Origin of the sequence: Streptomyces sp. NPDC002886 (assembly GCF_042888445.1) — a bacterium.
Lineage (GTDB): Bacteria > Actinomycetota > Actinomycetes > Streptomycetales > Streptomycetaceae > Streptomyces.
In genome coordinates this window covers 165,149-188,922 of sequence record NZ_JBIAPV010000001.1, presented here as the reverse complement: position 1 = coordinate 188,922, position 23,774 = coordinate 165,149, and the positions used below count along the sequence as shown (strand labels likewise).

Sequence of the window (23,774 nt, the reverse complement as noted above, 5' to 3'; positions counted from 1 at the left end):
ACGACCTGGTGCACGACCTGGTGCACGACCTGGTTCATGCCCTGGTTCATGAGGTGGTGCTCCCGGTCTCCGGCTGGGCGTCGATGCGGTAGCCGACACCGGGCACCGTGGCGATGATCCACGGTTCGCCGAGCCGTTTGCGCAGGGCCGAGACGGTGATGCGCACGGCGTTGGTGAGGGGGTCCGCGTTCTCGTCCCAGGCCCGTTCCAGCAGGTCCTCGGCGCTGACGACCCCGCCCTCGGCGGCGACGAGGACTTCCAGCACGGCGAACTGCTTGCGGGTGAGCGCGACGTAGCGCCCGTCGCGGAAGACCTCCCGGCGGAAGGGGTCGAGCCGCAGGCCCGCGATCTCGCGGACCGGGGGCCGGGCGTACGCGCGCCTGCGGTCGAGCGCCCGCAGCCGCAGGACGAGCTCCCGCAGCTCGAACGGCTTGGTGAGGTAGTCGTCGGCGCCGAGCCCGAACCCGGACGCCTTGTCGTCGATCCGGTCGGCAGCGGTGAGCATGAGGATCGGGATGCCGCTGCCGGAGGCGACGATGCGGCGCGCGACCTCGTCGCCGGAGGGGCCGGGGATGTCACGGTCGAGGATCGCGAGGTCGTAGGAGTTCACGCCGAGCAGTTCCAGGGCGGTGTCGCCGTCGCCGGCGATGTCGGCGGCGATCGCCTCCAGCCGCAGGCCGTCTCGGACGGCCTCGGCCAGGTAGGGCTCGTCCTCGACGATCAGTACGCGCATGCCCGAAGCCTAGACACCGGGACATATCGCCGTCGTATGCGTGGCGCCCATCGGGTACGGGCGTCAGCCCGCCGGAGACAGGACGGGCTCGGGCCGGTCCGACGGCTCCGGCGCCGTGGTGCGCCACCAGCGGCGCGAAGCCAGCGCGGCCAGGGCGGCGCCGGTGGCGTTGACCAGGACGTCGTCCACGGAGGAGACCCGGTCCAGTTGCAGGACGTACTGCGCCACCTCGATCAGGACCGAGCATCCCGCCCCGAGGGCCAGCACCCTCGGCACGGAGGCCAGTGCCGCCCACCGCATCGGGGCGAAGAACCCCAGCGAGGCGAAGACCAGCAGGTTGCCGCCGATGCCGAGCGGCCCCATCGTGACGAGGTCGCGCAGCGGTACCAGGCTGAACCGGCCGGGAACGATTCCGGCTCCGGACCCCGGCATCATGGTCATCCACACGAACGGCAGCGTCCCGTGCACCATGCCGACCTCGGCCAGGGAGATCCGCCACGCCGATGCGACGCCCGCGGCACGCCGGCGGCGCGCCAGGGCCCACACGAGCAGCAGGGCCGGCGGCACGGCCACGAGGGTCATGAGGACCACGCCGTTGAACGTGTCGAAGCATCCGTGCCACTGCCCGGCCATGCACCTCGGCGCGGACATCAGGAGCGGCCCGCGCATGACGTACAGGACGCTCGCCGCGCCGAGGGCCGCCAAGCCGAGGAGTACGACCCTGCGCGTGCGGCGGGGCGGTGGCGACGGGGAGGCGTTGTGGTTCATGTTCCCAGGGGAGTCGGTGGGCCGTTGCGAGGCCGTATGCGATTTTCGATACGCCCGCGATAGGGCAGCGATGAGCCGCCTACAGCGGCGCCTCGACGACGAAGAACAGGAAACAGGGTGTGCTCGCAAGGTCCTGGAAGCCGTCGGGGAACAGCTCCCGGGCAGCCGGGTCCGGCTGGGGTTCGCTGATGACGGACAACCGGAACCCGGCGGCGGCGAAGGCACCGGTCATCGCGTGCAGGGACTTGCGCCAGAACGTCATCGGGACGGCCGTCCCGATGAAGGTCCAGTCGAAGGAGTAGCTGCCGGCCGCGAAGTAGTCGGGGCGGGGGTCCTGGATCGTGTAGGCCACGAAGGGGTGGTCCACGGACGCGATCAGACGGCCGCCGGGCCTGAGGACGCGCCGCAACTCGGCCAGCGTCGGTCCCCAGTCCTCCAGGTAGTGCAGCACCAGCGACGCGACCACGTCGTCGAACGCGCCGTCGGCGAACGGCAGGCGCTCACGCAGGTCGACCAGGTGCAGGGCCGCGTCGTCACCGAGCCGCCGCCTGGCCAGCGCCAGCATGCCGGCGCTGGAGTCGAGGCCGGTGACGACCGCACCGCGATCGCGCAGGGCCGCGGTGAGGGGGCCCGAGCCGCACCCCGCGTCCAGGATCCGGCGGCCGGAGACGTCCGCAGCGAGGGCCAGCATCGCGGGCCGCTCGTAGAAGGCGTTCACGAGGCTGCCCTCGTTCTCCGCCGCGTACGCCTCGGCGAAGCCGTCGTAATCATTGGCCCGATCCTGACCCTGACTCTGATCCCGATCATGTTCCATCGCGGCAGCCTAGTAGTCACATGATCTGCCGGACCAGGGGCTGAGGCGGGGGAGCCGGCCGCTCGGGCGGTGTCCACCCGCTCCACGCGGGAACGGCTTCGCATGCCGAGAGCCAGGCGGCCGGGACGCCGCCGGTGCCGGTGCGCGCCGCTACGACTCCGCCCGCGATCGCGCACGTCGTGTCGCGGTCGCCCCAGCCGCCGACGGTCTGCCACAAGGCCTCCGGCAGGTCGTCCAGCTGCCCCGCGGCGGACCACAGGGCGAACGGCACGGTGTCGCGGGCCGAGATCCGCCATCCCGAGCCCAGTATGGACGCGGCACGGTCCACCGGCGTGGCCGCGGGGAGTCCGGCGGCCACCCGCAGCCCGGAGCCGACCTCGCTGCCCGGTACGTACCCGGCGACCTCCCGGAGGAACTCCGCGCGGACCGGGGCGTCGTGGCCCGCGCTCGCCGCCGCCAGCGCGGCGGCCACCGCCACGGCGACGGCGCCCGCGACCGCCTCGGGATGGGCGTGCGTGGCCCGCGCGGAGAGCCGGGCTTGCGCGGCGGCCTCCTCCGGGTCGTTCCGGAACCAGGCCCCGAGCGGAGCGACCCGCATCGCGGCGCCGTTGCCGTAGGAACCCTGCCCGCCGAACTGCTCGCCGGTGACATCCCGCCAGGCCTCGCCCGCGCCGATCCGTTCCAGCACCTCGTGCATGGAGGCCCCGTACTTGCGGCCCGAATCCCGCGCGTACTCGGCGGCGAACTCCCGTGCCAGAGCGCCGGGCCGGACCTCCCCGTGAGCCGTGAGGTGGGCGAAGAGCACGAACGCCATGGCGGAGTCGTCCGTCCACCGCCACGGGGCGGGGCGGAGCCCGCGAGCCGCCCACTGCTCCTCGACGTTCTCGCCGGAGAGAGTGAACCAGCTGTCGCCGAAGGCATCGCCCATCACCAGCCCGTCCAGGGAGGCGTGGGCGGATGGGGCGTACGGCGGGCGGCTCATCGGAGGTCCTTCGGACGGGGTGGACTGGCCGGGCCATCCTCTCCGTCCGCGGCTGCCGCGCGCGAGCCGATTAGGGCGCGTCCCCCTCGGGTCCCGTCCCCCTCGGGTCCCGTCCCCCAGGCCGTCAGGCCCCGTCGACGACGACCCCGGTGTTCTGGCAGGCGGTCAGCAGCCAACGGTCGTCCGGCTGCTTCGCGATGACGTACAGGGGGGCGCCCTCGCTCTCCTCGCCCGGGGAGACGTAGCGCTGGCGGACCTTGACGGCCGCGACGTCGGGGCGGATGAAGAGCACGTGGACCACCTCGTAGGTGACCTGGCCGTCCCAGTTCGCCGCGGGCAGCACCTTGCGGGTGAACTCCGAGATCGCCTCCAGACCGATGAGGACCTTGCCGTGGGCCGTCGTCCAGATCGCGTCGGGGTGGAAGAGCCCGAGGAACTCCTCGGGGTCCTTGGTCCGCTGGGAGTGCTCGACGGTGGCGACGAGCCGGCCGATCGCTTCGATGTCCGCCGCGCGGGACGGTGATTCCGTGGTCATGGGGATCATGGTGATGCCTCAAGCACGGTTGAGGTCAAGTGTGTTGAGGTGTGAAGTTCCCCGGCGGCCGGATCGCCTACGGATCGCCTACGGGGCGCCTGCGGATCCCTACGGGATCGGAGACACGGTCACGCAGCCGCCGGCCATGGCTGCCTCGCCCTTGGCCTCCTTGATGACCTTGCCCTTGTAGATGACCTTGCAGGTGAGGTCGGCGCTGTTGTCGACCGAGCTGGGGGAGACCGCCGGGGGCATGATGCCGCGCAGCGTGACCGTCTTCGACCAGGCGGTGCCCGGCTGCTCGGCGGTCACGAGGTTCGGCGCGATGGCCGTGCCGCCTCCGTCGTGGAAGGAGACGGAGTCGACGGTCTTGCCGGTGACCTCGTAGGTGACCTCATAGGTCTCGTCCACCACCTTGTCGACCTGCTCCACGGCCTTCTCGGTCGTGGCGGTGGAGCAGCCGGCGGCGGCGAGCGCCAGGCAGGCCAGGGCGAGGGCGGGGAGAGTGGCGGGGGATGATTTGCGCATGGCTGGAGGGTAAAGTTAAAGAATCCGTAAAGTCAATTTCGGGTCAATGGGTGGGGCTCGCCTGGGGGGATTGGCTGTGCTGCGGCCTTTGCTAATCGGAAATCCTGGAGCGCGTCACGCCTCCTTGCAGCTGCCTCCGGCGGCGTCCGGAGTGAAGGACTTCGCGAGGGAGGCGTCCAGGGTGAGGCCGGCGCCGGTGGTCCGGGCTCCGGTGAGGCTGACCCCCTCGGGCAGGTCGCCGACCTCCACGGTCCGGGGTGCGAGCTGCTCGGCCAGGCCGCCCGCCCCGGGCAGCCCGCGCACGGTGGCTATCGGCAGTTCGCGCCCCAGTACGGTCACCGTGTTCGGGGTGATCGTGAGGCCGCTCGCCGTGGTGTCGGTGCTCGCGTGCACCGTGACGGGCAGGCCCAGACCGCCCACGGTCCCGGTGAGGGTGAGCCCCTTCGCGTCGCCGCCCACCTTCAGGCCCTCGATGCCCGCGGTGGCTTCCCCCGAGTCGGCCAGGCGCTTCTGCAGGGCTTCGTAGGGGATGGTGACCGTCGCCCGGCCGCCGCTCATGCCGCCGTCGCGCGTGACGTCGTACAGGTCGGCCTTGACGTCCACGTCCATGTCCATGCCGGCGCGTCGTACGTCCTCGGCCGCCAGGTGTACGGAGCCCACCTGGCCGGTCAGCGCGCGGAGTCCGGCGAAGGTGCCGGAGAGCTCCGCGGTGACGGGTCCGCGGGCCTGGAGGCGACAGCCCGCCGCCCGTGCGATGCGGTCTTGGGCGGTGTGTTCGACCGCGAGGTCGGCCGCGAAGGCGCCGATCAGGGCGGTGGCTATGCCGGCGGCGACCAGGGCGGGGGTGCGGCGGAGCTTCATGGTGCGGCGGATCCGATCTGCTTCAGCATTCCGAAGGCCTCCAGCAGGAGGGCGGAGGGCGGGGTGTCGGTGAAGGTGCCGTTCGCACGGCGCCGGCGTTGGGTGCGCAGGACGGCGCGGACGGCGGACAGGGCGGCGCCGGCGATCACCCCGGCGCGCAGGTCGGCCTCGGGGGTGTCGGCGGGGAGCCGGTTCAGCACGAGGAGCGTGAGCCGGTCCTCGAATTCGGCGAAGAGCTGCACGAGTTGGGCGGCCACCACGCGCTCGTCACCCGCGATGGCCACCGAGTGGGTCAGGGCGGTGAGGCTGGACGCCGCGAACGGGGCCACCGCGGCGATCAGGGCGTTGCAGACCGCGTCGAGCGGGGCCTCGTGCGCCGGGCGCCGGGCCAGTTCCGCCTCGACGTACGCGAACAGGTCGACGCTGTCGGGCAGGAGCAGTGCTTCCTTGCTGTCGAAGTAGCGGAAGAAGGTGCGCTCGGAGACGTTCGCGCAGGCGGCGATGTCCGCGACCGTGGTGCCCGCGAAACCGTGCTCGGCGAACAGCGCGGCGGCGCCCTCGCGCAGCAGTGCGCGCGTCCGCTCCTTCTTCCGCTCGCGCAGGCCGTGCTCGGCCGTCGCCGCCTCCGGCTCGGAGTGGGGCGGGGGCGCGGAGACGGGCGCGGCCGGATCTTGGTTCACCGTCGAAGCCTAGCAATGGCGTCAGCCCTGTCAATCGTCATGACTGACAATTGTCAGTCGTGACATTTTCTGCCAAGGTGTTTCGTGTCAGTCCTGACACTTCCTGGAGGCGTCGTGCAATCCCCTCTCGGCCGAACGAGCCGTCGTGGCCGTCGCAGCCATCGCAGCCGACTCGGCCGCCTCGGCGGCTTCTGCGCCCGCCACCCCGTCTGGGTGATCGCGGCCTGGCTCCTGCTGCTGGCCGGCGCGATGGCGGGCAGCCGGCTCGCCGCCCCGGTCTACAGCGACCAGATCAGCCTCCCGAGCACGCAGTCCCGTACCGGCGCCGACCTGCTGGCCGCGTCCGCCCCCGGGGTCGGGGATCCCAACGGACGCGTGGTCTTCCACGTCGATTCCGGCTCCCTGGCCGGGCACCGCCAGGCCGTCGACGAGAGCGCGGCCCAGCTCGCCCGGATGCCCCACGTCACCGCCGCGTCCCCGGTCGTCACCAGCGCGGACGGCCGTACCGCCTACACCACCGTCTCCTTCGACCGGCAGGTCAAAACCCTCGGGCACGAGTACACCGCCACCCTCGACAAGGCCACCGCCGCGGCCCGTGCCTCGGGCGTGGAGGTCGCGTACGGCGGGGACCTGAACCAGGTCGTCCGGCCGCCGGCCGACGACAAGGCGCGCGAGGCGGCGGGCGTCCTCGTGGCCCTGCTGATCCTCCTGCTCGCCTTCGGCAGCGTCGCCGCCGCCCTGCTGCCGCTGCTTACCGCGGTGGTCAGCGTCGGTGTGGGGCTCGGAATCGTCGGCATCGTGGCGGGCGTCGTCAGCTTCGCGACCGCCGCCCCCACCCTGGCCACCATGATCGGTCTCGGCGTGGGCATCGACTACGCCCTCTTCCTCACCACCCGCTTCCGCCAAGACCTCCTCGACGGGCACGATCCGGTCGACGCGGCCGCCCGTACCGCCGCCACCAGCGGACGCGCCGTCCTGGTGGCCGCCGTCACCGTCGCGGTGGCCATGCTGAGCCTGTACACCTGCGGACTGACCTTCATCGGCCGCATGGGCCTGGCCGCGACCCTCGTCGTGGTCGTCACCGGGGCGGCCGCCCTGACCCTGGTGCCGGCCGCACTGGGCCTGGTGGGGCGCCGGATCGACCGGTTCACGCTGCGCCGCCCGGTCGCCGAGACCTCCGGTGACCAGGACGGCTGGCACCGCTACGCCGCCCTCGTGGCGCGGTACCCGTGGAAGTTCCTCACCGCGGGCACCCTGCTGCTCGCGCTGTGCGCCGTACCGCTGTTCTCGATGCGCCTGGGCCACGTGGACGACGGCGCCGACCGGGCGGGCAGCACCACGCGCACGGCCTACGACTGGATCGCCGAGGGCGAGGGTCCCGGCTTCGGCCCCGGGGCCAACGGCCCCTTCCTCCTGGTGGCCGATCTCCACGGGGCCACCGTTCCGGCCGACCGGATCGGCGCCGACCTCACGGCGGCGCTGCGGGACACGGCCGGGATAGCCCGGTTCACCCCGCTCGCGCCCAGCCCTGACGGCCGCCTGCTCGTCTCCACCGTCACCCCGGCCACCGGACCGCAGAGCGCCGGCACGGGCAGCCTGTTCACGACGCTGACCGGGACCACCCTGCCGACCGCGCTCGACGGCACCGGCGCGGAGGGCTATCTCACCGGATCCACCGCCGGGCAGCTGGACTTCCGCGACACCGTCAAGGACCGGCTGCCCCTCATCATCGGCATCGTGCTGGCCGCCGCGCTCGTCCTGCTGACCTTCGTGTTCCGCAGCGTGGTGGTTCCGCTCAAGGCGGTCGTGCTGAACCTGTTCACGACCGCCGCGTCCTACGGGGTCCTCGTCGCGGTGTTCCAGTGGGGCTGGGGGAGCGGGCTGATCGGGGTGTCGGAGCCCGTCCCCATCGAGTCGTTCGTCCCGATGATGATGTTCGCGATCGTCTTCGGCCTCTCGATGGACTACGAGATCTTCCTGCTCTCCGCCATCGCCGGTTCCTGGCACCGCACCGGGGACAACACCCTGGCCGTCGGTACGGGCCTGGCGGCCACCGGCCGGGTCATCTCCAGTGCGGCGCTCATCATGACCGCGGTCTTCCTGTCCTTCGCGGCTTCGCCCACGGTCGTGGTGAAGATGCTCGCGGTGGGCCTGGCGGTGAGCGTGATCCTGGACGCCACCGTGGTGCGGCTGGTGCTGGTCCCGTCGGCGATGTTCCTGATGGGCCGGGTCAACTGGTGGCTGCCGCCCTTCCTGGACCGGCTCCTGCCGCGGCCGCACGGCGAGGAACGGCCGGAGGGGTCGCGGGGGCCGGGCGCGGCACCGGAGGGGGAGGAAGCCGGAGCCGGAGTGGGAGCCGGACCGGCGGCCGGAGCCTGACGGCTGGGGGCTGGGGGCTGGGGGCTGCGGGCAGCGGCAGCCGCAGCCGCAGCCGCAGTCCGCAGTCGTGGGCACGGGCAGCGGTCGCGGTGAGGCATGATCGGGGGATGTCTGATCGCATCATCGCCGCCTGCGACGGGGCGGCCAAGGGAAATCCCGGGCCGGCCGCATGGGCCTGGGTCATCGCCGACGCCCACGGGAACCCTGAGCGCTGGGAGGCCGGGCCGCTCGGCCGGGCTACCAACAACGTGGGCGAACTCACCGCCCTGCAGCGGCTGCTGGAGGCCGTGGCCCCCGGCACGGCCGTGCAGGTGCGGATGGACTCCCAGTACGCCATGAAGGCCGTGACCCAGTGGCTCCCGAACTGGAAGCGCAACGGCTGGAAGAACGCCGCGGGCAAGCCGGTGGCCAACCGCGAGCTCGTCGAGAGCATCGACGCCCTGCTGACCGACCGGGACGTGGAGTTCCGCTACGTCCCCGCGCACCGCGAGGACGGTGACCACCTGAACGCGATCGCCGACCAGGCGGCCAGCGACGCGGCCGTGAGCCAGGAGCCGGCCGGTACCGCGCTGGGTCACGCGTCCATGCCGGTCCCGGCGCCGGCCCGCAGCACTCCGGCCCGCAGCACCTCGGCCCGCGGCGCCTCCGCCCGCCGGACGACCGGAGCAGCGCCGGCCAAGAGCGCGACCGCCACCAAGACCGCCGGCCGGGCCGGGGTGACCATCAAGGCCAAGTTCCCCGGCACCTGCCCCTGCGGGAAGCAGTACGCGGCGGGGGAGAAGATCAGCAAGCTCGGATCGCGCTGGGGGCACCCCGACTGCGGCGGAGACCCGGACGCCGGATAGCGCCCGCCGGGCGCGGCCGGGGAGGGCGGGTTCTACGCAATCCTTTCGTTCGAAAGGAAACGTAAGTTTCCGCTCGCGCGCGCTACCCTGACCTCGACCAGGGACGCAGTCGAGGGGAGCTCCACCGTGCACGCAGAGGAACGACAGCAGGCGATCCTGCGCCGGGTCCGCGAAGCGGGCTCCATGCGCGTCACGGACTTCGCGGCGGAGCTCGGCGTGTCCGTGGTGACGGTGCGCAAGGACGTCGAAGTCCTGGCGGAGCGAGGCCTGCTGGCCCGGGTGCACGGCGGTGCGATGCTGCCCGAGGACTGGGCGGAGACCGCCCCGGTGACCGCCGCCCCGGCGGCGGCCCGCGCGGCCTCGGCCGCTCCCGCCGCGGGGGCGGGGACCGGAGCCGGGGCCGGCCGGCCGCTGGTCCTCGGGCTGATCGTGCCCTCGTCCGCCTACTACTACCCCGAGGTGATCAAGGGGGCCCGGGAGGCGGCGGACACCCTAGGGGTGCGGCTGACCCTCGCCGTGTCCACGTACGACGTGCAGACCGAGAAGGCGCAGGCCGCGCGGATGGTGGCGGACGGCGTCGACGGGCTGCTGCTCGCGCCCTCGGCCGGCGACGGCAAGCCCGGCGGCCAGTGGTACGAGGAGCTCGGCGTTCCCGTCGTCCTGATCGAGCGCCGCCCCGAACAGCAGGCCTCCGCCGCCGAGCACGTCGGCACGGACCACGGGTACGGAGCCAGGCTGGCGGTGCGCCACCTCCTGGACGCCGGTCGTCGCAGGATCGCCCTCGTGATGCGCGGCGGGACCCCCACCGCACCCTGGATCAAGGAGGGTTACGACGCGGCGATGGCCGAGGCGGGCCCCGGTGTCGCCGGGCACGCGCTCTTCCTCGACCTGGCGGAGCACGGCGCGGGCGAGGCCGCCTACGAAGAGGTGATGGCCGCCTTCGTCGAAGCGGTGCGGGAGGGGCGCGTCGACGCCGCCCTGGTCCATCCCGACCACGAGGCCATGGTGCTGATGCAGCGGCTGCGCGGCGCCGCGCTGTCCGTGCCGGGCGATGTGGCGCTGGTGTCGTACGACGACGAGGTGGCCTCCCTGGCCGACCTGCCACTGAGCGCGGTGGCGCCTTCGAAGCACGAAGTCGGTGTCACGGGCGTGGAGTTGCTCGTACGCCGGCTGCGCGAGCCGGGCCGGCCCAGACGGCGGATCGCCATCCTTCCGGAGCTCCGGGTGCGCGCTTCGAGCGAGGCCTAACCGTTACTTCGCTTTCCTTTCTCAAACTTTCCTTTTCTATTGACTCGCTTCTCCTCTGGCCGAATGATGTGCATCACCTCGCCGCATCCACGGCTCGCACCTGAGGAGCAGAGCAGTGAAGCTCACTTCCCGTACCTCCCGCGCCGCCCTCGCCGCCTTCTCGCTGGCCCTGTTCGCCACTGCCTGCGGTGGGAGCGAGGGGGCCGCGTCCAAGGCCGACGCCGCCCCCAAGGGGCCGGTCAACCTGACCTATTGGGGCTGGACCGGCGGCGCCCAGCAGGTGGTGGACGCCTTCAACGCGTCCCACCCGAACATCAAGGTCACCTTCTCGGCCATCACCGGCGGGCCGGACGGGTACGCCAAGATCAGTAACGCGATCAAGGCCGGGAACGCACCCGACGTCGCGGGCATCGAGTACCCGACCCTCCCGGAGTTCGTCAGCCAGGGCTTCCTGGCGGACATCACCGCCCCGGCCGGTGCCACCGTGAAGGCGAAGTTCCCCCAGGGCGTCCAGGACCGGGTGACCCTCGGCGGCAAGACCTGGGCCGTGCCGTACGACGCCACGCCCAACCTCCTCTACTACCGCAAGGACCTCTTCAAGAACGCGGGCGTCGAAGTCCCCAAGACCTGGGACGAGTACAAGGCCGCCGCCGAGAAGATCAAGGCCTCCGACAAGAACGTGCGCATCGGCGGCTGGGGCAACGACGACGCGCCCCTGCTCGCGGCGCTCTCCTGGCAGGCCGGTGCCAAGTGGTACGGCACCGAGGGTGATGGCTGGAAGGTCGACATCAACGACGCCCCTTCCCAGAAGGTGGCCTCGTACTGGCAGGGCCTGGTCAAGGACGACCTGGTGATGAACCTGAAGATCAACGGCCCCGAGTTCGCGAAGGCCAAGGCCGACGGGGTCATGGCCAGCTTCATCGGCGCCTCGTGGAGCGCGGGCGGCACGATGACCGCCCTGGCCAAGGACTCGGGCAAGTGGGGCGTCGCCCCGCTGCCGCACTGGGGCACCCCGGCCACCGGCATGTTCGGCGGCACCAGCTACGCCGTCACCAAGGGCAGCAAGCACGTCAAGGAAGCGGCCGAGTTCGCCACCTGGGCGGCCACCAGCCCCGAGGGCGTCAAGGCCCGCCTCAGCAGCCTGAAGTCGCCGAGCAGTAGCCTGCCCGCCAGCCCCGAGCTCCGTCCGATCGCCGCCGCGGCCTTCGACGACAAGGGCTTCTTCGGCGGTGACAAGGTCTACGAGATCTCCGGCGCCCAGGTCGACACCATCGTCCCGGGCTGGGTCTGGGGACCGGTGCAGACCGCCACCAACACCGCCATCCAGGACGCCGGGCTCAAGGGCACCCTGGCCGACGGACTCGCGGCCGGACAGGCCGCCGCCGAGGCGGCCATCAAGGGCCGGGGGCTCAACCTCGCGAAGTAGGCGCCGCCGCGGGGCCCGAAGCCTTCTCGGCACCCGGGCCCCGCCCCGCCCCGCTCCGCCCCGTTCCGAAGTGAACTCCCCTCCCCGTCCGTTCCTCCGTAGCGCACCCACCAAGGAGATCCGGTGGCAGCACCACTCACTCGTTCAGCGCGCGGCGCCGCGCCCGTGCGCCGGCCAGGCCAGGGCGGGGCGGTGCTCGTCTTCCTCGGCCCGTTCTTCCTGCTCTTCACCGCGGTCCTGGTCCTGCCCGTCGCGTACGCGCTCTGGATGAGCTTCTTCACCGAGCAGTCCTCCGGTCTCGGATTCGGCGGCACCGAGCGGGTCTTCAGTGGGCTCGGGAACTACACCAAGGCGCTCGGCGACCACGGCTTCACCTCCTCCTTCCTGCACGTGGCCGCGTACTGCGCCGTCTACATCCCCGTGATGATCGGCGTGGCGCTCGCCCTGGCCCTGCTCGTCGACTCGGCCGCGGCCAAGGCCAAGCGACTCGTCCAGTTCGCCGTCTTCATGCCGCACGCGGTTCCCGGGCTGATCGCGGCGATCATCTGGACCTACCTCTACACCCCCGGCCTGAGCCCGGTCCTGGACTGGATCGAAGGGGCGGGCGGCCAGTGGGACTTCTTCGCCCCCGGCAGCGTCCTGCCCTCCCTGGTGAACGTCGCGGCCTGGCAGTGGATCGGCTACAACATGATCATCTTCTTCGCCGCGCTGCAGGCCGTGCCCCGCGAGGTCATCGAAGCGGGCGTCATGGACGGCGCCGGTGAACTGCGCATCGCCCTGCGGATCAAACTGCCGATGATCCGCTCCGCCGTGTTCCTCACCCTCCTGTTCACCTGTGTCGGCGTGGTCCAGATTTTCGGCGAGCCGATGCTCCTGTCGAAGCGGGCCGGCTCGATGGGCTCGGACTGGTCTCCGATGATGTTCATCTACAAGGCGGCCTTCGAGCGGCACGACTACGGCCTCGCCTCCTCCGCCTCGCTCATCGTGGCCCTCGTCGCCGGCACCCTCTCCTACGTCGTCACCCGGATCGGAAAGCGAGGTGACTCGGCATGAGCACCCAGACCGCCCCCTCGGCCCCGCCCGAGGCCGCTCCCGGAGCCGAACCGGCGCCCGCCCCCGGAGCCCCGACCGCCCGGCGGGCGGCTCGCACGACGGCCGCGAGGCCGCGCCGGAGCGGTGCCATGGCCTCCAGGGCCGTGGTCAACGCCGTGCTCCTGGTGGCGGTCCTCTACACCCTGATGCCGCTGACCTGGCTGCTGATCGCCGCCACCAAGAACCACGCCGACCTCTTCGGGACGGCGGGCTTCGCCTTCGGAGACTTCCACTTCTTCGACAATCTCCGGGCCGTCTTCACGTACGGCGACGGCATCTTCGGTCGCTGGCTGCTCAACAGCCTCCTCTACTCCGTCGTCGGGTCACTGGCGTCCTCGCTGATCAGCGTCGCCGCCGGATACTGCTTCGACAAGTACGAGTTCCGCGGCAAGGGCGCGCTCTTCGGCCTCGTCCTGACGGGCACCCTCGTGCCCAGCGTGATCATCACCCTCCCGCAATACCTCCTCGCCTCCGAGGTCGGGATCGTCAACACCTACTGGTCGGTGCTCGTCCCGGCGCTCGTGAACCCCTTCGGCGTCTACCTGGCACGGGTCTTCTCCGAGGGCTACGTACCCGGTGAGGTCCTGGAAGCCGCCCGCATCGACGGGGCGAGCGAGCTGCGCGTCTTCCGGTCGATCTCGCTGCCGATGCTCCTGCCCGGCTTCATGACCCTCTTCCTCTTCTCCTTCACCGGGAGCTGGAACAACTTCTTCGGCCCGCTGGTCATGCTCAACGACCAGCACCTGTATCCGGCGGTGCTCGGCATCTACAGCTGGAACCAATTCGTGCTCGAGCGACCGGAGTTCTATTCCCTGGTGATCACCGGATCCCTGGTGGCCGTCGTCCCGCTCGCCCTCGCCTTCGTCGGCCTGCAGCGGTTCTGGCGCTCCGGACTCTCGGCGGGAGCGCTCAAGTGACGAACCCCGACCCGACCCGCGAGCCCGCCCCATCCGGTGCCCCCGACGCGCCCCGCAAGCCCCGCACCCTCCTCGCCATGGACCGGGCCACGAAGGCCGCCCTGCTCGACGAGCAGGCCCTGGCCCGGCTCGGCGGCACCGCGCTGCTGGACCCCGCACACCTGGTCACCGACTTCGCCACCGCCGACCCCGCGCGGCTGCGCGAAGCCGAGGTCCTGCTCACCGGGTGGGGCTGCCCGCCCCTTACCGAGCAGGCCCTCGAGCTGCTCCCCTCCCTGCGCGCGGTGGTGCACACCGCCGGCACGGTCAAGGGGCTGATGACGGACGCGGCCTGGCGGCGCGGGCTGACCGTCACCAGCGCGGCCGAGGCCAACGCCCGGCCCGTCGCCGAGTTCACGGTCGCCGCGATCGTCTTCGCCAACAAACGCGTCCTGACCACCTCCCGGGCCTACCGGGAGGCCCGCACGCAGCTCAACCCGCTCACGCTGTACCCCGGGATCGGCAACTACGGCAGGACCGTCGGCATCATCGGCGCCTCCCGCATCGGCCGCCGGGTCATCGAACTGCTGCGCTCCTACGACGCCCACGTACTGGTCCACGACCCGTACCTGGACGGGGACGAAGCCAGGGCCCAGGGGGTCGAGCCCGTCGACCTGGACGAACTGATGGGCCGCAGCGACGTGGTGACCGTGCACGCACCCGCGACCGCCGAGACCCGCCACCTCCTCGACGCCCGCCGCCTCGCCCTCATGCGCGACGGCGCGACCCTCGTCAACACCGCTCGCGGAACGCTCGTCGACACCGATGCGCTCACCGCGGAGCTGGTCTCCGGCCGGCTGCACGCCGTCCTCGACGTCACCCACCCCGACGTCCTGCCGGCCACGTCACCGCTCTACGACCTGCCCAACGTACTGCTCACCCCGCACATCGCCGGATCCCTCGGCAACGAGCTCGGACGACTCGCCGCCTGCGCGGCCGAGGAGTTGGAGCGGTACGCCCGAGGACTCCCCTTCGCCTACGCCGTCCACCCGGCGAGCCTGGCCCACTCGGCCTGAGCGCCCCCGCCGCCGAACCACGAAAGCCCACCATGACGCTCGGTCCCGCAACACCACTCGCCGGTCCCGCCGCACCGCCCCTGGTGCCCACACCGGAACAACTCGCCTGGCAGGAGGCCGGATTCGGGATCTTCCTGCACTTCGGCATCAACACCTTCAACGGCGTCGAGTGGAGCGACGGGACCCTGGACCCGGCCACCTTCCGGCCGGCCCGGCTCGACGCGCGCCAGTGGGTGCGCACCGCCGCCGAGGCCGGAGCGCAGTACGTCGTGCTGACCGCCAAGCACCACGACGGCTTCTGCCTCTGGCCGACCGAAACCACCGCCTACTCCGTGGCCTCCTCGCCCTGGAAGGACGGAGCGGGCGACGTGGTCGCCGAACTGGCCGAGGCCTGCGGGGAGGCGGGCCTCGGCCTCGGGCTGTACCTCTCGCCCTGGGACCGCAACGCGGACTGCTACGAGCAGCCCGCCGACTACGACTCCTTCTACCTCCGCCAGCTCGCCGAACTCTGCACCCGATACGGCCCGTTGTGTGAACTGTGGTTCGACGGCGCCGGCTCCGAGGGGCGCACGTACGACTGGGACGCGGTCATGGACGTGATCGACCGGCACCAGCCGGACGCCATGGTCTTCAACATGGGCCGTCCCACGATCCGCTGGGTCGGCAACGAGGAGGGGCTGGCGGCCGACCCCTGCCGCTACGTCACGCACTCCACGGACATCAGCCTGTACGACGACGGGCGCACCGAGCTCGACTCCGCCGCCTACCTGCCTCCCGAATGCGATGTCCCCATCCGGGGCGACTGGTTCTGGCAGCCCGGGAACCACGACACCCTCAAGAGCCGTGAGGAGCTCCTGGAGATCTGGTACTCCTCCGTCGGGCTGGGCGCGGGCCTCCTGCTGGGCGTCCCGCCCGACCGGCGCGGTCTGATCGACGACGCCGACCGGAACCGACTTCTCTCGTTCGCGGCGGAGTTGGGGCGGCGGCTCGGCGATCCCGTCTCCGCCGCCCTCACGGCCGAGGGCGACGACCTCCTCGCGGACTTCGGCCGGCCCGTCCGCGTGGACCACGTGGAACTGCGCGAGGACCTCGCCCGGGGGCAGCGCGTGGACGGCCACGAGGTCTGGGCGGACGGCCGGCTGATCGCCTCCGGCCACACGGTGGGGGTCCGGCGCGTGCACCGGGTGGAGCCCCTCACCGTGCGGGAACTGCGGATCCGGCTCACCGGAACCGGGGCCCGGCTGGCCTCGGTGAACGCGGCCGGACCGACAGCGGGACCGGCGGCCGGACCGGCGGCCGGACCGGCCGCCGGTCCCGCCGCCGGGGTCAGCTGATCTGCCAGCGCTGGTAGACCGAACCGGCGTTGGCCTGCTGGCTCGCCAGGGCCCCGTCCGTGCCGGACGCGGTGGTCAGGAGCAGCCCGCTCCTCTTGTTGGCCACCGTGTAGTCGCCGGAGCCGAGCGGAGTGAGCACCCAGCGCTGGCTGTCCCCGCTGCCGCAGGCGCTCTGGACCACGGCCGCGCCCGCGGCGGTGGAGCCGCCCGCCACGTCCACGCAGAGCCCGGACGTGCCGTTGGCCAGGGTGTAGCCGCCGTCGGCGGTCAGGGTCAGCCGCCACTGCTGGTTGGGGCCGCCGTGCGGGGTCCAAGTGATCAGCTGGGTGCCGGAGGCGGTGGAGCCCGCCGGGTCGTCGAGCGCCTTGCCGGCCGCGGTGAGGGTCCGGGTCCCGCTCAACTGGCCGCCGTACACCTCGAACTCGAACAGCGAGTAGCCGTAGGTGGTGCCGCGCTGGGTGCCGTACACCCGGATGTAGCGGCCGGAGCCGGACAGGCCGGTCAGGTCCTGGACGCCGCCGGTGCCCGTGGTGGTGGAGTACAGGGTGCGCCAGGTGCTCTGGTCGTCGGAGACCTGGACCTGGAAGCCCTTCCCGTACGCGGCCTCCCAGCGCAGCACCACCCGGTTGACGGCCTGGGCGGACCCGAGGTCCACCTGCAGCCACTGCGGATCGGTGTACGCGCTGGACCACCGGGTGCCGGGATCGCCGTCGGTCGCCAGCGCGGCCGGGAAGTTCGCCGTCTCCGTGCTGGACGCGGTGGTGGGACGGTTGCGGGCGAGGTTGCCCGGCTGGACGGCCCCCGGCCAGCCGGGATGGTGCCCGATCGCGGCCACGATCGGCGTGAACGCCGCGTAGGTGGCCACCGGCTTGGGCGAACCCCAGGTCTGCTGGGCGAGTGCGCGCAGCGGGTACATGATGCCGGCGGCGATCTGCGTCTCCGTCTCGGCGTTCGGGTTGTCGCACCACACGTGGATCAGCGAACCGCGGTTCTTCGCGGGGTCGGTGATGGTGTTGCCGCCCTCGAACCGGTCCGGGGTCCAGGTCTCGTACATCCACTTGGTGTCCGGCTTCGCGCCGCCGAGCACGTAATAGGTGGGCGTCCAGGACTCGTTGGCGATCGTGTGCCCGGCGTTGACCAGCTGCTGGGGGGTGAGCCCGTAGCTGTACCAGTACTCGACGAGGATGCGGGCGTCGGGGGAGAGCGTCCCGTCCCCGGCCTTGATGCCGTCGTTCCACATCCGGGTGGTCTTGCCGGCCGAGCGGACCAGGGCGTCCGACCAGTTCACGAACCCGTAGTAGGTGTCCTTGGCGGTGGCGTTCGCGCCGTAGTGGGTCCGGGCGTAGCTGAGCAGCTGCGGGTACCTGGCGTAGTCGGTGACGTACTCGTCGGCGCCGATGTGCCAGTACGGGGCGGGGAACAGCGGCAGGTACTCCTCGACCAGGTCCTTGATCAGGGTGTACGAACCGGGCAGGGACAGGTCGATGAACTCGGAACTGACCGCGCCCGAGCTGTCCTTGAGCTTGAGCTCCGGGTGGGCGGCCAGGATCTGGTTCATGTGCCCCGGGGTGTCGATCTCGGGCACGATCGTGACGTGGTACTTCTGCCCCAGCGCGATCAGGTCCGCGATGTCCTGCTTGGAGTAGTGGTCGGCGGAGACGATCTCCGGGTGCGTCGCGCTCTCCAGCCGGAATCCGAAGGTGTCCGACAGGTGGAAGTGGAAGTAGTTGAGCTTGAGGTAGGCCAGCTCCTTGATGTGCTGCTTGACCCAGTCGACGGTGAAGAACTTCCGCCCCTGGTCGATCATCAGCCCGCGCTCGGCCTTGGCCGGCCAGTCCACGGCCGTTCCGGCCGGTACGGAGGCCGACTGGCGCAGCAACTGCAGTACGGTGCGCGTCCCGTTGAACGCTCCGGCATCAGTCCCCGCCTGGACGGCGAGGGACGTGCCGACGGTCATCCGGTACCCCTCGGCGGGCAGCGAGCCGTCGCCCAGACTCAGGGAGATGTCGCCGGGGGAGGCGCTCCCGGTGACGACGGCCACCGGACGGCCGGCGAGTGCGCCCAAGTCCTCGGCGAACGTGGCCGCTTCGTCGGAGAGCTGCGCGGTGTGGGCGGGATCGACGACGATCCGGCTGGTGCCCGTGAAGCCGTACGTCCCGCTGCCGGCCGTCCACTGCCGCAGGGCCGGCACGGTCTGCGGCGCCGCGGCGGCGACGGCCGCCCCGGCCCGCAGGGGCTCGGCCCCGGCGGCGGACGGCAGGGACAAGGCGGCTAATGCCAGGGCGGAGGCGGTCAGCGATCTGAGCAGACGCATGGCGAGTCCCCAGGTGTTCACGGGTGTTCACGACGGCATCTCCCTCCGGCCGTGACTGCCGGAGGGAGTGGCCACAGTGCAACGCACTGTCAGGTCTATGTCAAGAGATGCTCGAAGTGCCGTCCGAATGAGCATCATCGAGCATCACCGCGCGTCGGTCGCTCCCGAAACCGCCACCGGCGACGATCCGCCCGCGACGGACATCCGGGGTGCTCCGGTGCCGTCGGCGGGGACGGTCCAGACATCGCTCGCGCGACCTTCCGCGCCCGGCAGGGCGTAGGCGACCGTCCCGTCGTCCGTCCAGGCCGCCTGGTCGTCCACGTTCCGCGTCTCGGCGAGCGCGGTCTCGGCCATCGTCCGCAGGTCGAGGACGTACAGCCGCCAGGGTGCGGCGGGGTCGTCGGACACCTTCTTCTTGAAGGCGAGCCGCGTGTTGTCGGGCGACAGGGAGGGGCATTCGACGTTCTCCCGCAGCGTCTTCGCCGACCAGTCGGACATGTTCCCCTCGACGAGGTACGTACGCCCCTTGGTGGAGACGGTCGCGTAGAAGCGGCTGTCGTCCCGGGCGAAGCTCACGCCCCAGTAGTTGACGTCGGGGGAGTGGTGGCGGACGCCGTCGATGGTGAGCGGTATCTCCTCCAGGGACTTCACCAAGTACCCCGTGCGCAGGTCGAGTACGGCCGTGCGGGTGGAGAAGCCGGTGGTGGAGTACGAGTCCCCGGTCGCGAACACCGTCCAGGCGAGCATCTGCCCGGACGCGGACACCCGGGCCCGGGTCGGAACCCCCGGCACGGTGGTCCGGCTCACTTCGCGCAGCTGCCGGTCGAGGACGACGGCGTACGTCTTCGGCAGTACCCCCGGCTCGGCGCGCAGGCACAGGGCGGTGCCCCCGGCGGCGTGGAACCGGTCGCAGACGGGGCCGCCCCCGGTGCGCTCGGCGCCGCCCGCCGTCGCGGGGAGGGGCCGGTGTGCCACCCGTCCCGTGGCGGTGTCCCGGAAGTACAGGGCGGGACCGGTGAGGGCGAAGGAGGCGTCGGCGACGCCCCGTTGGCCGGCCGGCCGGTGTCCCGCGTGCAGGGCGTACCCGGCGGTGGAGCCCGCGAGGAGGACGACCGCGGCGACCGTGAGGGCGGTACGGGCCCGGGCGGCGGGCCGGCGTGCGGGAGCCGCCGGCTCGGTGAGCTGTGTGGTCATGGGGTGCTCCGCTCACTGGTGGGGGACTGTACGGACTCCACGGCTACGGCTCCCGGCGTGCCGGAATCGCGCGGCAGCAGCGCCCGGCCGCCCGCCAGCGCGGCGAGCAGCACCGCCGCGGCCCCCCACAGCGCGGGGCGCGGCCCCCACACCGTCCACGCGGCGCCGAAGCCCGCCGCGGCGAGCATCCGGGCCAGGGCCTGGCCGGTCTGGAGCACGGCGAGCCCGCCGGCCCGGCCCCCGGCGGGCAGCGCCGGCCCGGCGAGGGCCATCAGCACCCCGTCGGTGGCCGCGTAGAACACCCCGAGCAGGGCGAGGACGGCCGCGAGGAGGAGGGGGGCAGGCCAGCCGGCCGGGGCGAGCAGGACGAGGTAGGCGCCGAGCAGGGCGAGGTGTCCGTAGAGGAACGGCCGCCGGCGTCCGACCCGGTCGGCGATCCGGCCCACCGGGACGGCCAGGAGCAGGTAGCCCGCGGCCGCTCCGAGCGGCAGCAGCGGGAACCAGCCGGGGTCCAGGCCCAGTCGGCGCTGGAGCAGGAGGTAGACGAAGGCATCGCCGATGGTGGCGCCGCCGAGCAGGGCCGCGGCCCACAGGATCCGCCGGAAGGCGGGGTCGCGCAGCGCCGCGAACGCCTTGCTTCGGGCCGGAGCCGGGCCGGTCCGGGCGGTCGTGGCGGCCGGTGCGGCCGGGCGGTGGTGGCCGGGGACGTACAGGACCAGGATCAGCACGCCGAGCAGACCGGCGCAGAAACTGGCGACGAACACCGCGTCGTACGCGCCCGCGGTCGCCCAGAGCAGGGCGAAGGCGGCGAGCGGGCCGAGCAGGGCGCCGGTCGTGTCCATGGCCCGGTGCACGCCGAAGGACCGGCCGAGCTCCTCGGGAGGGCTGCTGAGGGTGATCAGGGCGTCGCGGGGCGCCGTGCGGATGCCCTTGCCGACCCGGTCGGCGGCCAGGGCCGCCGCGATCCCGCCGGTGGCCCCGCCCGCGAGCAGCAGGCCGAGCCGGGAGCCGGCCGAGACGGCGTAGCCGATGCCCGCGACCTGCTTGTACCGGTGGCCGCGGTCGGCGAGGTGCCCGCCGAGCAGCCGCACGACGGCGCCGGCTGCTCCCATCAGACCGTCGAGGAAGCCGAATTGGAGGGGGGAGAGGCCCAGACCGAGGACGAGGTAGAGCGGCAGCACCGCACTGACCATCTCGGAGGAGACATCGGTGACGAGGCTGACCGTACCGAGCGCGAGGACGGCGGCGGGGACACGCCGGCCCGCCCCCGTGGTGGGGGGCGGGGCCGACGAGGCCCGGCGGCCTGTGGTGGCCAGGTACATCAGTGGCAGGTGTACTTCGGGCTGGTGTCCTTCGTCGTCCCGTCGGTGGCGACGTAGCTCCAGCTGTAGCCGGCGTCGGTGAGGTCCAGCTTGAGGACCCCGTAGGTACCGCTGATCCGCTTCTGGCTGTTGGGCTGGACGTTCTCGATGTCGTAGGGCTCGGCGCCGCCCATGCCGCCGACGATCTCGGTGATCCCGTCCGCGGTGGCCTTCCCGCTCGGGTCCTGCGGGGCGAACCGCTCGTAGTGGTGGTCGTGCCCGTTCAGCACGAGGTCGGCCTTGGCCCCGTAGAGGATGTTCCAGACCGGCTTGCTCACCGGGTCGTTGCCGTGGCCGCCCGAGGAGTACAGGGGGTGGTGCCAGTAGGCGGCGATGCAGCCCTTGGAGTTGGCGGCGAGGTCGGCCTTGAGCCAGTCGATCTGGGCCTTCTGGTCGAAGGAGTTGGAGTCGAGGGCGATGAAGTGCCAGTTGCCCTCGTCGAAGCTGTAGTAGCTCTTGCCCTGGGGGTAGGCGATGGCGCCGAAGTACGCCTTGTAGCCGGCGAGGGAACCGGCCGGGTCGTAGGTCTCGTGGTTGCCCGGCACCGGGCGGGTCTTGTCCTTGAACGCGCCCCACGAGGTGTCGTAGTAGGCCCGGTAGTCGGATATCCGGGCGTCGTCGTACTGGTTGTCACCCATCGTCAGATAGAACTTCGGGTTGATCTTCTGGGCCTGCGCCGCCGTCTTGGGGTGGGCGCAGGAGCTGTCCGAGGCGGTGCACTGGGCGGCGATGTCACCGGCGGCGACCACCGTGAAGGCGCCACCCGGAGGGGGAGTCCCTCCGTCGGGGGTGCCGTACACCTCCACCTCGTACAGGGAGTACCCGTAGGCGGTGCCGCGGGCGGTTCCGTACACGCGCAGGTAACGGCCCTTGCCGGACAGGCCGGTCCAGTCGTCGGTGCCGCCGTTCCCGGCCGTCTCGTTGGCGAGGCGGGTCCAGGTGGCGCCGTCGGCGGAGATTTCGACCCGGTACGTCTTGGCGTACGCGGCCTCCCAACGCAGCGCCACCCGCGTGACGTTGGAGTTCGCCCCGAGGTCGACGCGGATCCACTGCGGGTCCTTGCCCTCGGCGCTGGCCCACCGGGTGGTGGAGCTGCCGTCGAAGGCGTTCTGCGGGCCGAAGCCCGAACTCTCGGTGGAGGAGGCGGTGGCGGTCTTGCCGCGCGAGATGAGCGGGTCGGCGGCGGCGCCGGCCCGCTCGGGGTAGGCGAGCAACAGGCCGCCTACGAGAAGGAGTACGGCGGCGAGGACCACGCCGACCGTGCGGGGTGATGTGGAAACATGGGGTGTGCTGGGGGTGTTCAGGCGCATTCCTGACTCCCTGGCCTGGTGGGTGGCGAGAGCTGGCACCGGTACGAGACCCCGTGCCCCTGCCCGGGTGCGGGCAGGGGCGGGCGTGGTCACAGCGGCCGGGTCAGAGCTCTCGCTGAGCGCGTCATGCCCGTGGGTACGGGCACCGCGCCGAGCCGCCGAAGCGGGATGCTAGCAAACAGGAAACTTTCCTACCAGACGTGGGGAAGGGTCTTCCACGGCCGTTCAGGAGATCGCGTACCACTGGCTGGCCCAGCCGGTGTTGATCGTGCTGGTGGACTGCTCGGCGAGGTTCACGGTGGCCGGGAGCGAGCTCTGACCGGTCAGGACGGTGCTGTAGCGCAGACTCGGCGGGTTCAGGCCCGCGTTCACCGAGATCCCGGCGCCCGTGGCCTTGAGGGTGAGGACGTTCGTGGCCCAGTCGCCGTTGAGGAGCAGGGCGACGAAGTAGGTGCCGGGGGCCGCGGGGAACGGCTTGGCGAGGGGGAACGGCTTGGCTATCGCGTCCGTCATGAGCTGCGGGGAGATGTCGGCGGTGGACGCGACCAGGGTGCCCCGGGCGTCGTACACGCCGAGGTAGCAGTTCGACAGCCGGGCGTTCGGGTCGATGCCGGCCAGCCCCAGCCAGATGTTGGACCAGGTGAGCTGCTCGCGCAGCACCATCCGGACCAGGGTGACCCGTCCGCCGACCCCGGCCGCGGACTGGGCCGTGACGTGCCCCGCGTCGTTCGGATCCCCGGTCCAGGCCAGCAGGTTCTGGTCCTGCGGCCGCGGCCCTTGGTACCCGCCGCCGCCCGGCACCGCGGGGGACGCCGGTGCCGAAGGACCGGTCCCCGCCCCCTTCCCGGGCTTGCTCCCACCGGGCGACGCCGAGCAGCCGGTCAGGACGAGGGCTGCCGCGAGCAGGGCGGCGAGGCCGGCCGAGGCGGTGGTGGTACGGGTGCGCATGGTCCCCCCATGAGGTGCTGATGTACGAAGGAAGCCATGGTCACACGGGTTGCGCCCGTACCCCTCAGAGGGCCAGGAGGACCAGGATCAGCAGGGCGGGCGGCAGGAACAGGGTGAGCAGGTGGACCACCGCGGTCCGGGTCATCCCCAGGGCGAGGAACAGCACCAGCCCGCCCGCGAGCCAGCAGCCGAAGACACGGATCGCGAGCTCCTGCGCCGAGGTTTCCTGCGCCCGCGTCGTGGCTTCGAAGAAGGGTCCGCCGATCGCCATCGAGAACAGCGCGCAGCTCAGGAGCAGGTTGACCGCACCGACGGCGACCGAGGAGGGGTCGTCGCCCCGGCGCGCTCGTCTCCACAGCTCCATGACGCTCATGAGGCGAAAGCCTATCCAGCCACCCGCGGCCCGGTCCCGGTCGACCGGCCACCGGCCGACCGGCCCCCGACCGGCCCGCC

At 72.0% G+C, this 23,774-nt stretch carries 22 protein-coding genes; 8 read left to right on the top strand and 14 right to left on the bottom strand.

Features of this window, described 5'->3' with window-relative positions; genetic code table 11:
• Nucleotides 1-46 precede the first annotated feature (46 nt).
• The 8 genes from ACFYYB_RS00780 to ACFYYB_RS00745 all read right to left on the bottom strand — a co-directional run bounded on the left by ACFYYB_RS00780 (nt 47) and on the right by ACFYYB_RS00745 (nt 5,898).
• Nucleotides 47-733: a response regulator transcription factor gene (locus ACFYYB_RS00780; RefSeq protein ID WP_389432384.1), complete on the bottom strand. Its 687-nt coding sequence runs from the start codon at nt 731-733 to the stop codon at nt 47-49.
• 63 nt (nt 734-796) lie between these two features.
• A complete protein-coding gene (locus ACFYYB_RS00775; protein ID WP_389432382.1) occupies nt 797-1,501 on the bottom strand; it encodes a VanZ family protein in 705 nt (234 codons plus the stop codon).
• A gap of 79 nt (nt 1,502-1,580) precedes the next feature.
• A complete protein-coding gene (locus ACFYYB_RS00770) occupies nt 1,581-2,315 on the bottom strand; it encodes a class I SAM-dependent methyltransferase (RefSeq protein ID WP_389432381.1) in 735 nt (244 codons plus the stop codon).
• Nucleotides 2,316-2,331: 16 nt separating this feature from the next.
• A complete protein-coding gene (locus tag ACFYYB_RS00765; protein ID WP_389432380.1) occupies nt 2,332-3,297 on the bottom strand; it encodes an ADP-ribosylglycohydrolase family protein in 966 nt (321 codons plus the stop codon).
• A gap of 124 nt (nt 3,298-3,421) precedes the next feature.
• Nucleotides 3,422-3,841, bottom strand: a complete 420-nt coding sequence (locus ACFYYB_RS00760; RefSeq protein ID WP_389432379.1) for an SgcJ/EcaC family oxidoreductase — start codon at nt 3,839-3,841, stop codon at nt 3,422-3,424.
• 99 nt (nt 3,842-3,940) lie between these two features.
• Nucleotides 3,941-4,357, bottom strand: a complete 417-nt coding sequence (locus ACFYYB_RS00755) for a hypothetical protein (RefSeq protein WP_389432378.1) — start codon at nt 4,355-4,357, stop codon at nt 3,941-3,943.
• A gap of 114 nt (nt 4,358-4,471) precedes the next feature.
• Nucleotides 4,472-5,218 carry a DUF2993 domain-containing protein gene (locus tag ACFYYB_RS00750; RefSeq protein ID WP_389432377.1) on the bottom strand — a complete coding sequence of 249 codons (747 nt, stop codon included), beginning with the start codon at nt 5,216-5,218 and terminating at the stop codon, nt 4,472-4,474.
• The gene (locus ACFYYB_RS00745) at nt 5,215-5,898 is read right to left on the bottom strand and encodes a TetR/AcrR family transcriptional regulator (protein WP_389432375.1); all 684 of its coding nucleotides are present in this window, start codon (nt 5,896-5,898) and stop codon (nt 5,215-5,217) included. Before ACFYYB_RS00745 ends, ACFYYB_RS00750 begins: the two co-directional genes overlap by 4 nt.
• 114 nt (nt 5,899-6,012) lie before the next feature.
• On the opposite strand from ACFYYB_RS00745, the gene ACFYYB_RS00740 reads away from it, so the two are divergent.
• The 8 genes from ACFYYB_RS00740 to ACFYYB_RS00705 all read left to right on the top strand — a co-directional run bounded on the left by ACFYYB_RS00740 (nt 6,013) and on the right by ACFYYB_RS00705 (nt 16,194).
• Nucleotides 6,013-8,277, top strand: a complete 2,265-nt coding sequence (locus tag ACFYYB_RS00740; protein ID WP_389432374.1) for an MMPL family transporter — start codon at nt 6,013-6,015, stop codon at nt 8,275-8,277.
• A gap of 107 nt (nt 8,278-8,384) precedes the next feature.
• Nucleotides 8,385-9,122 (top strand): ribonuclease H, encoded by a 738-nt coding sequence (locus tag ACFYYB_RS00735; RefSeq protein WP_389432372.1) that lies wholly within the window; start codon nt 8,385-8,387, stop codon nt 9,120-9,122.
• Between the two features lie 126 nt (nt 9,123-9,248).
• The gene (locus ACFYYB_RS00730) at nt 9,249-10,370 is read left to right on the top strand and encodes a substrate-binding domain-containing protein (RefSeq protein ID WP_389432370.1); all 1,122 of its coding nucleotides are present in this window, start codon (nt 9,249-9,251) and stop codon (nt 10,368-10,370) included.
• Between the two features lie 115 nt (nt 10,371-10,485).
• A complete protein-coding gene (locus ACFYYB_RS00725) occupies nt 10,486-11,796 on the top strand; it encodes an ABC transporter substrate-binding protein (RefSeq protein ID WP_389432368.1) in 1,311 nt (436 codons plus the stop codon).
• 123 nt (nt 11,797-11,919) lie between these two features.
• On the top strand, nt 11,920-12,849 hold the full coding sequence (locus tag ACFYYB_RS00720; protein WP_389432367.1) for a carbohydrate ABC transporter permease: 930 nt from the start codon (nt 11,920-11,922) through the stop codon (nt 12,847-12,849).
• Nucleotides 12,846-13,805 carry a carbohydrate ABC transporter permease gene (locus ACFYYB_RS00715; RefSeq protein ID WP_389432365.1) on the top strand — a complete coding sequence of 320 codons (960 nt, stop codon included), beginning with the start codon at nt 12,846-12,848 and terminating at the stop codon, nt 13,803-13,805. The genes ACFYYB_RS00720 and ACFYYB_RS00715 overlap by 4 nt, the downstream gene beginning before the upstream one ends.
• A gap of 77 nt (nt 13,806-13,882) precedes the next feature.
• Complete coding sequence (locus ACFYYB_RS00710) at nt 13,883-14,860, top strand: hydroxyacid dehydrogenase (protein WP_389433429.1); 978 nt, start codon at nt 13,883-13,885, stop codon at nt 14,858-14,860.
• 32 nt (nt 14,861-14,892) lie between these two features.
• Nucleotides 14,893-16,194, top strand: coding sequence for an alpha-L-fucosidase (locus ACFYYB_RS00705; protein ID WP_389432364.1), 1,302 nt, complete (start codon nt 14,893-14,895; stop codon nt 16,192-16,194).
• On the opposite strand, the gene ACFYYB_RS00700 is transcribed toward ACFYYB_RS00705, so the two are convergent.
• The 6 genes from ACFYYB_RS00700 to ACFYYB_RS00675 form a co-directional block, all read right to left on the bottom strand.
• Entirely contained in the window at nt 16,187-18,508 is a 2,322-nt protein-coding gene (locus tag ACFYYB_RS00700) for a family 20 glycosylhydrolase (protein ID WP_389432363.1), read from the bottom strand. The genes ACFYYB_RS00705 and ACFYYB_RS00700 overlap by 8 nt on opposite strands.
• A 144-nt stretch (nt 18,509-18,652) precedes the next feature.
• Complete coding sequence (locus ACFYYB_RS00695) at nt 18,653-19,702, bottom strand: hypothetical protein (RefSeq protein WP_389432361.1); 1,050 nt, start codon at nt 19,700-19,702, stop codon at nt 18,653-18,655.
• Nucleotides 19,699-21,024, bottom strand: a complete 1,326-nt coding sequence (locus ACFYYB_RS00690; RefSeq protein ID WP_389432360.1) for an MFS transporter — start codon at nt 21,022-21,024, stop codon at nt 19,699-19,701. The genes ACFYYB_RS00695 and ACFYYB_RS00690 overlap by 4 nt, the downstream gene beginning before the upstream one ends.
• On the bottom strand, nt 21,024-22,373 hold the full coding sequence (locus ACFYYB_RS00685) for a discoidin domain-containing protein (protein ID WP_389432358.1): 1,350 nt from the start codon (nt 22,371-22,373) through the stop codon (nt 21,024-21,026). The genes ACFYYB_RS00690 and ACFYYB_RS00685 overlap by 1 nt, the downstream gene beginning before the upstream one ends.
• 225 nt (nt 22,374-22,598) lie before the next feature.
• A complete protein-coding gene (locus ACFYYB_RS00680) occupies nt 22,599-23,321 on the bottom strand; it encodes a hypothetical protein (protein WP_389432357.1) in 723 nt (240 codons plus the stop codon).
• Between the two features lie 64 nt (nt 23,322-23,385).
• On the bottom strand, nt 23,386-23,694 hold the full coding sequence (locus ACFYYB_RS00675; protein WP_389432355.1) for a hypothetical protein: 309 nt from the start codon (nt 23,692-23,694) through the stop codon (nt 23,386-23,388).
• Nucleotides 23,695-23,774 lie beyond the last annotated feature (80 nt).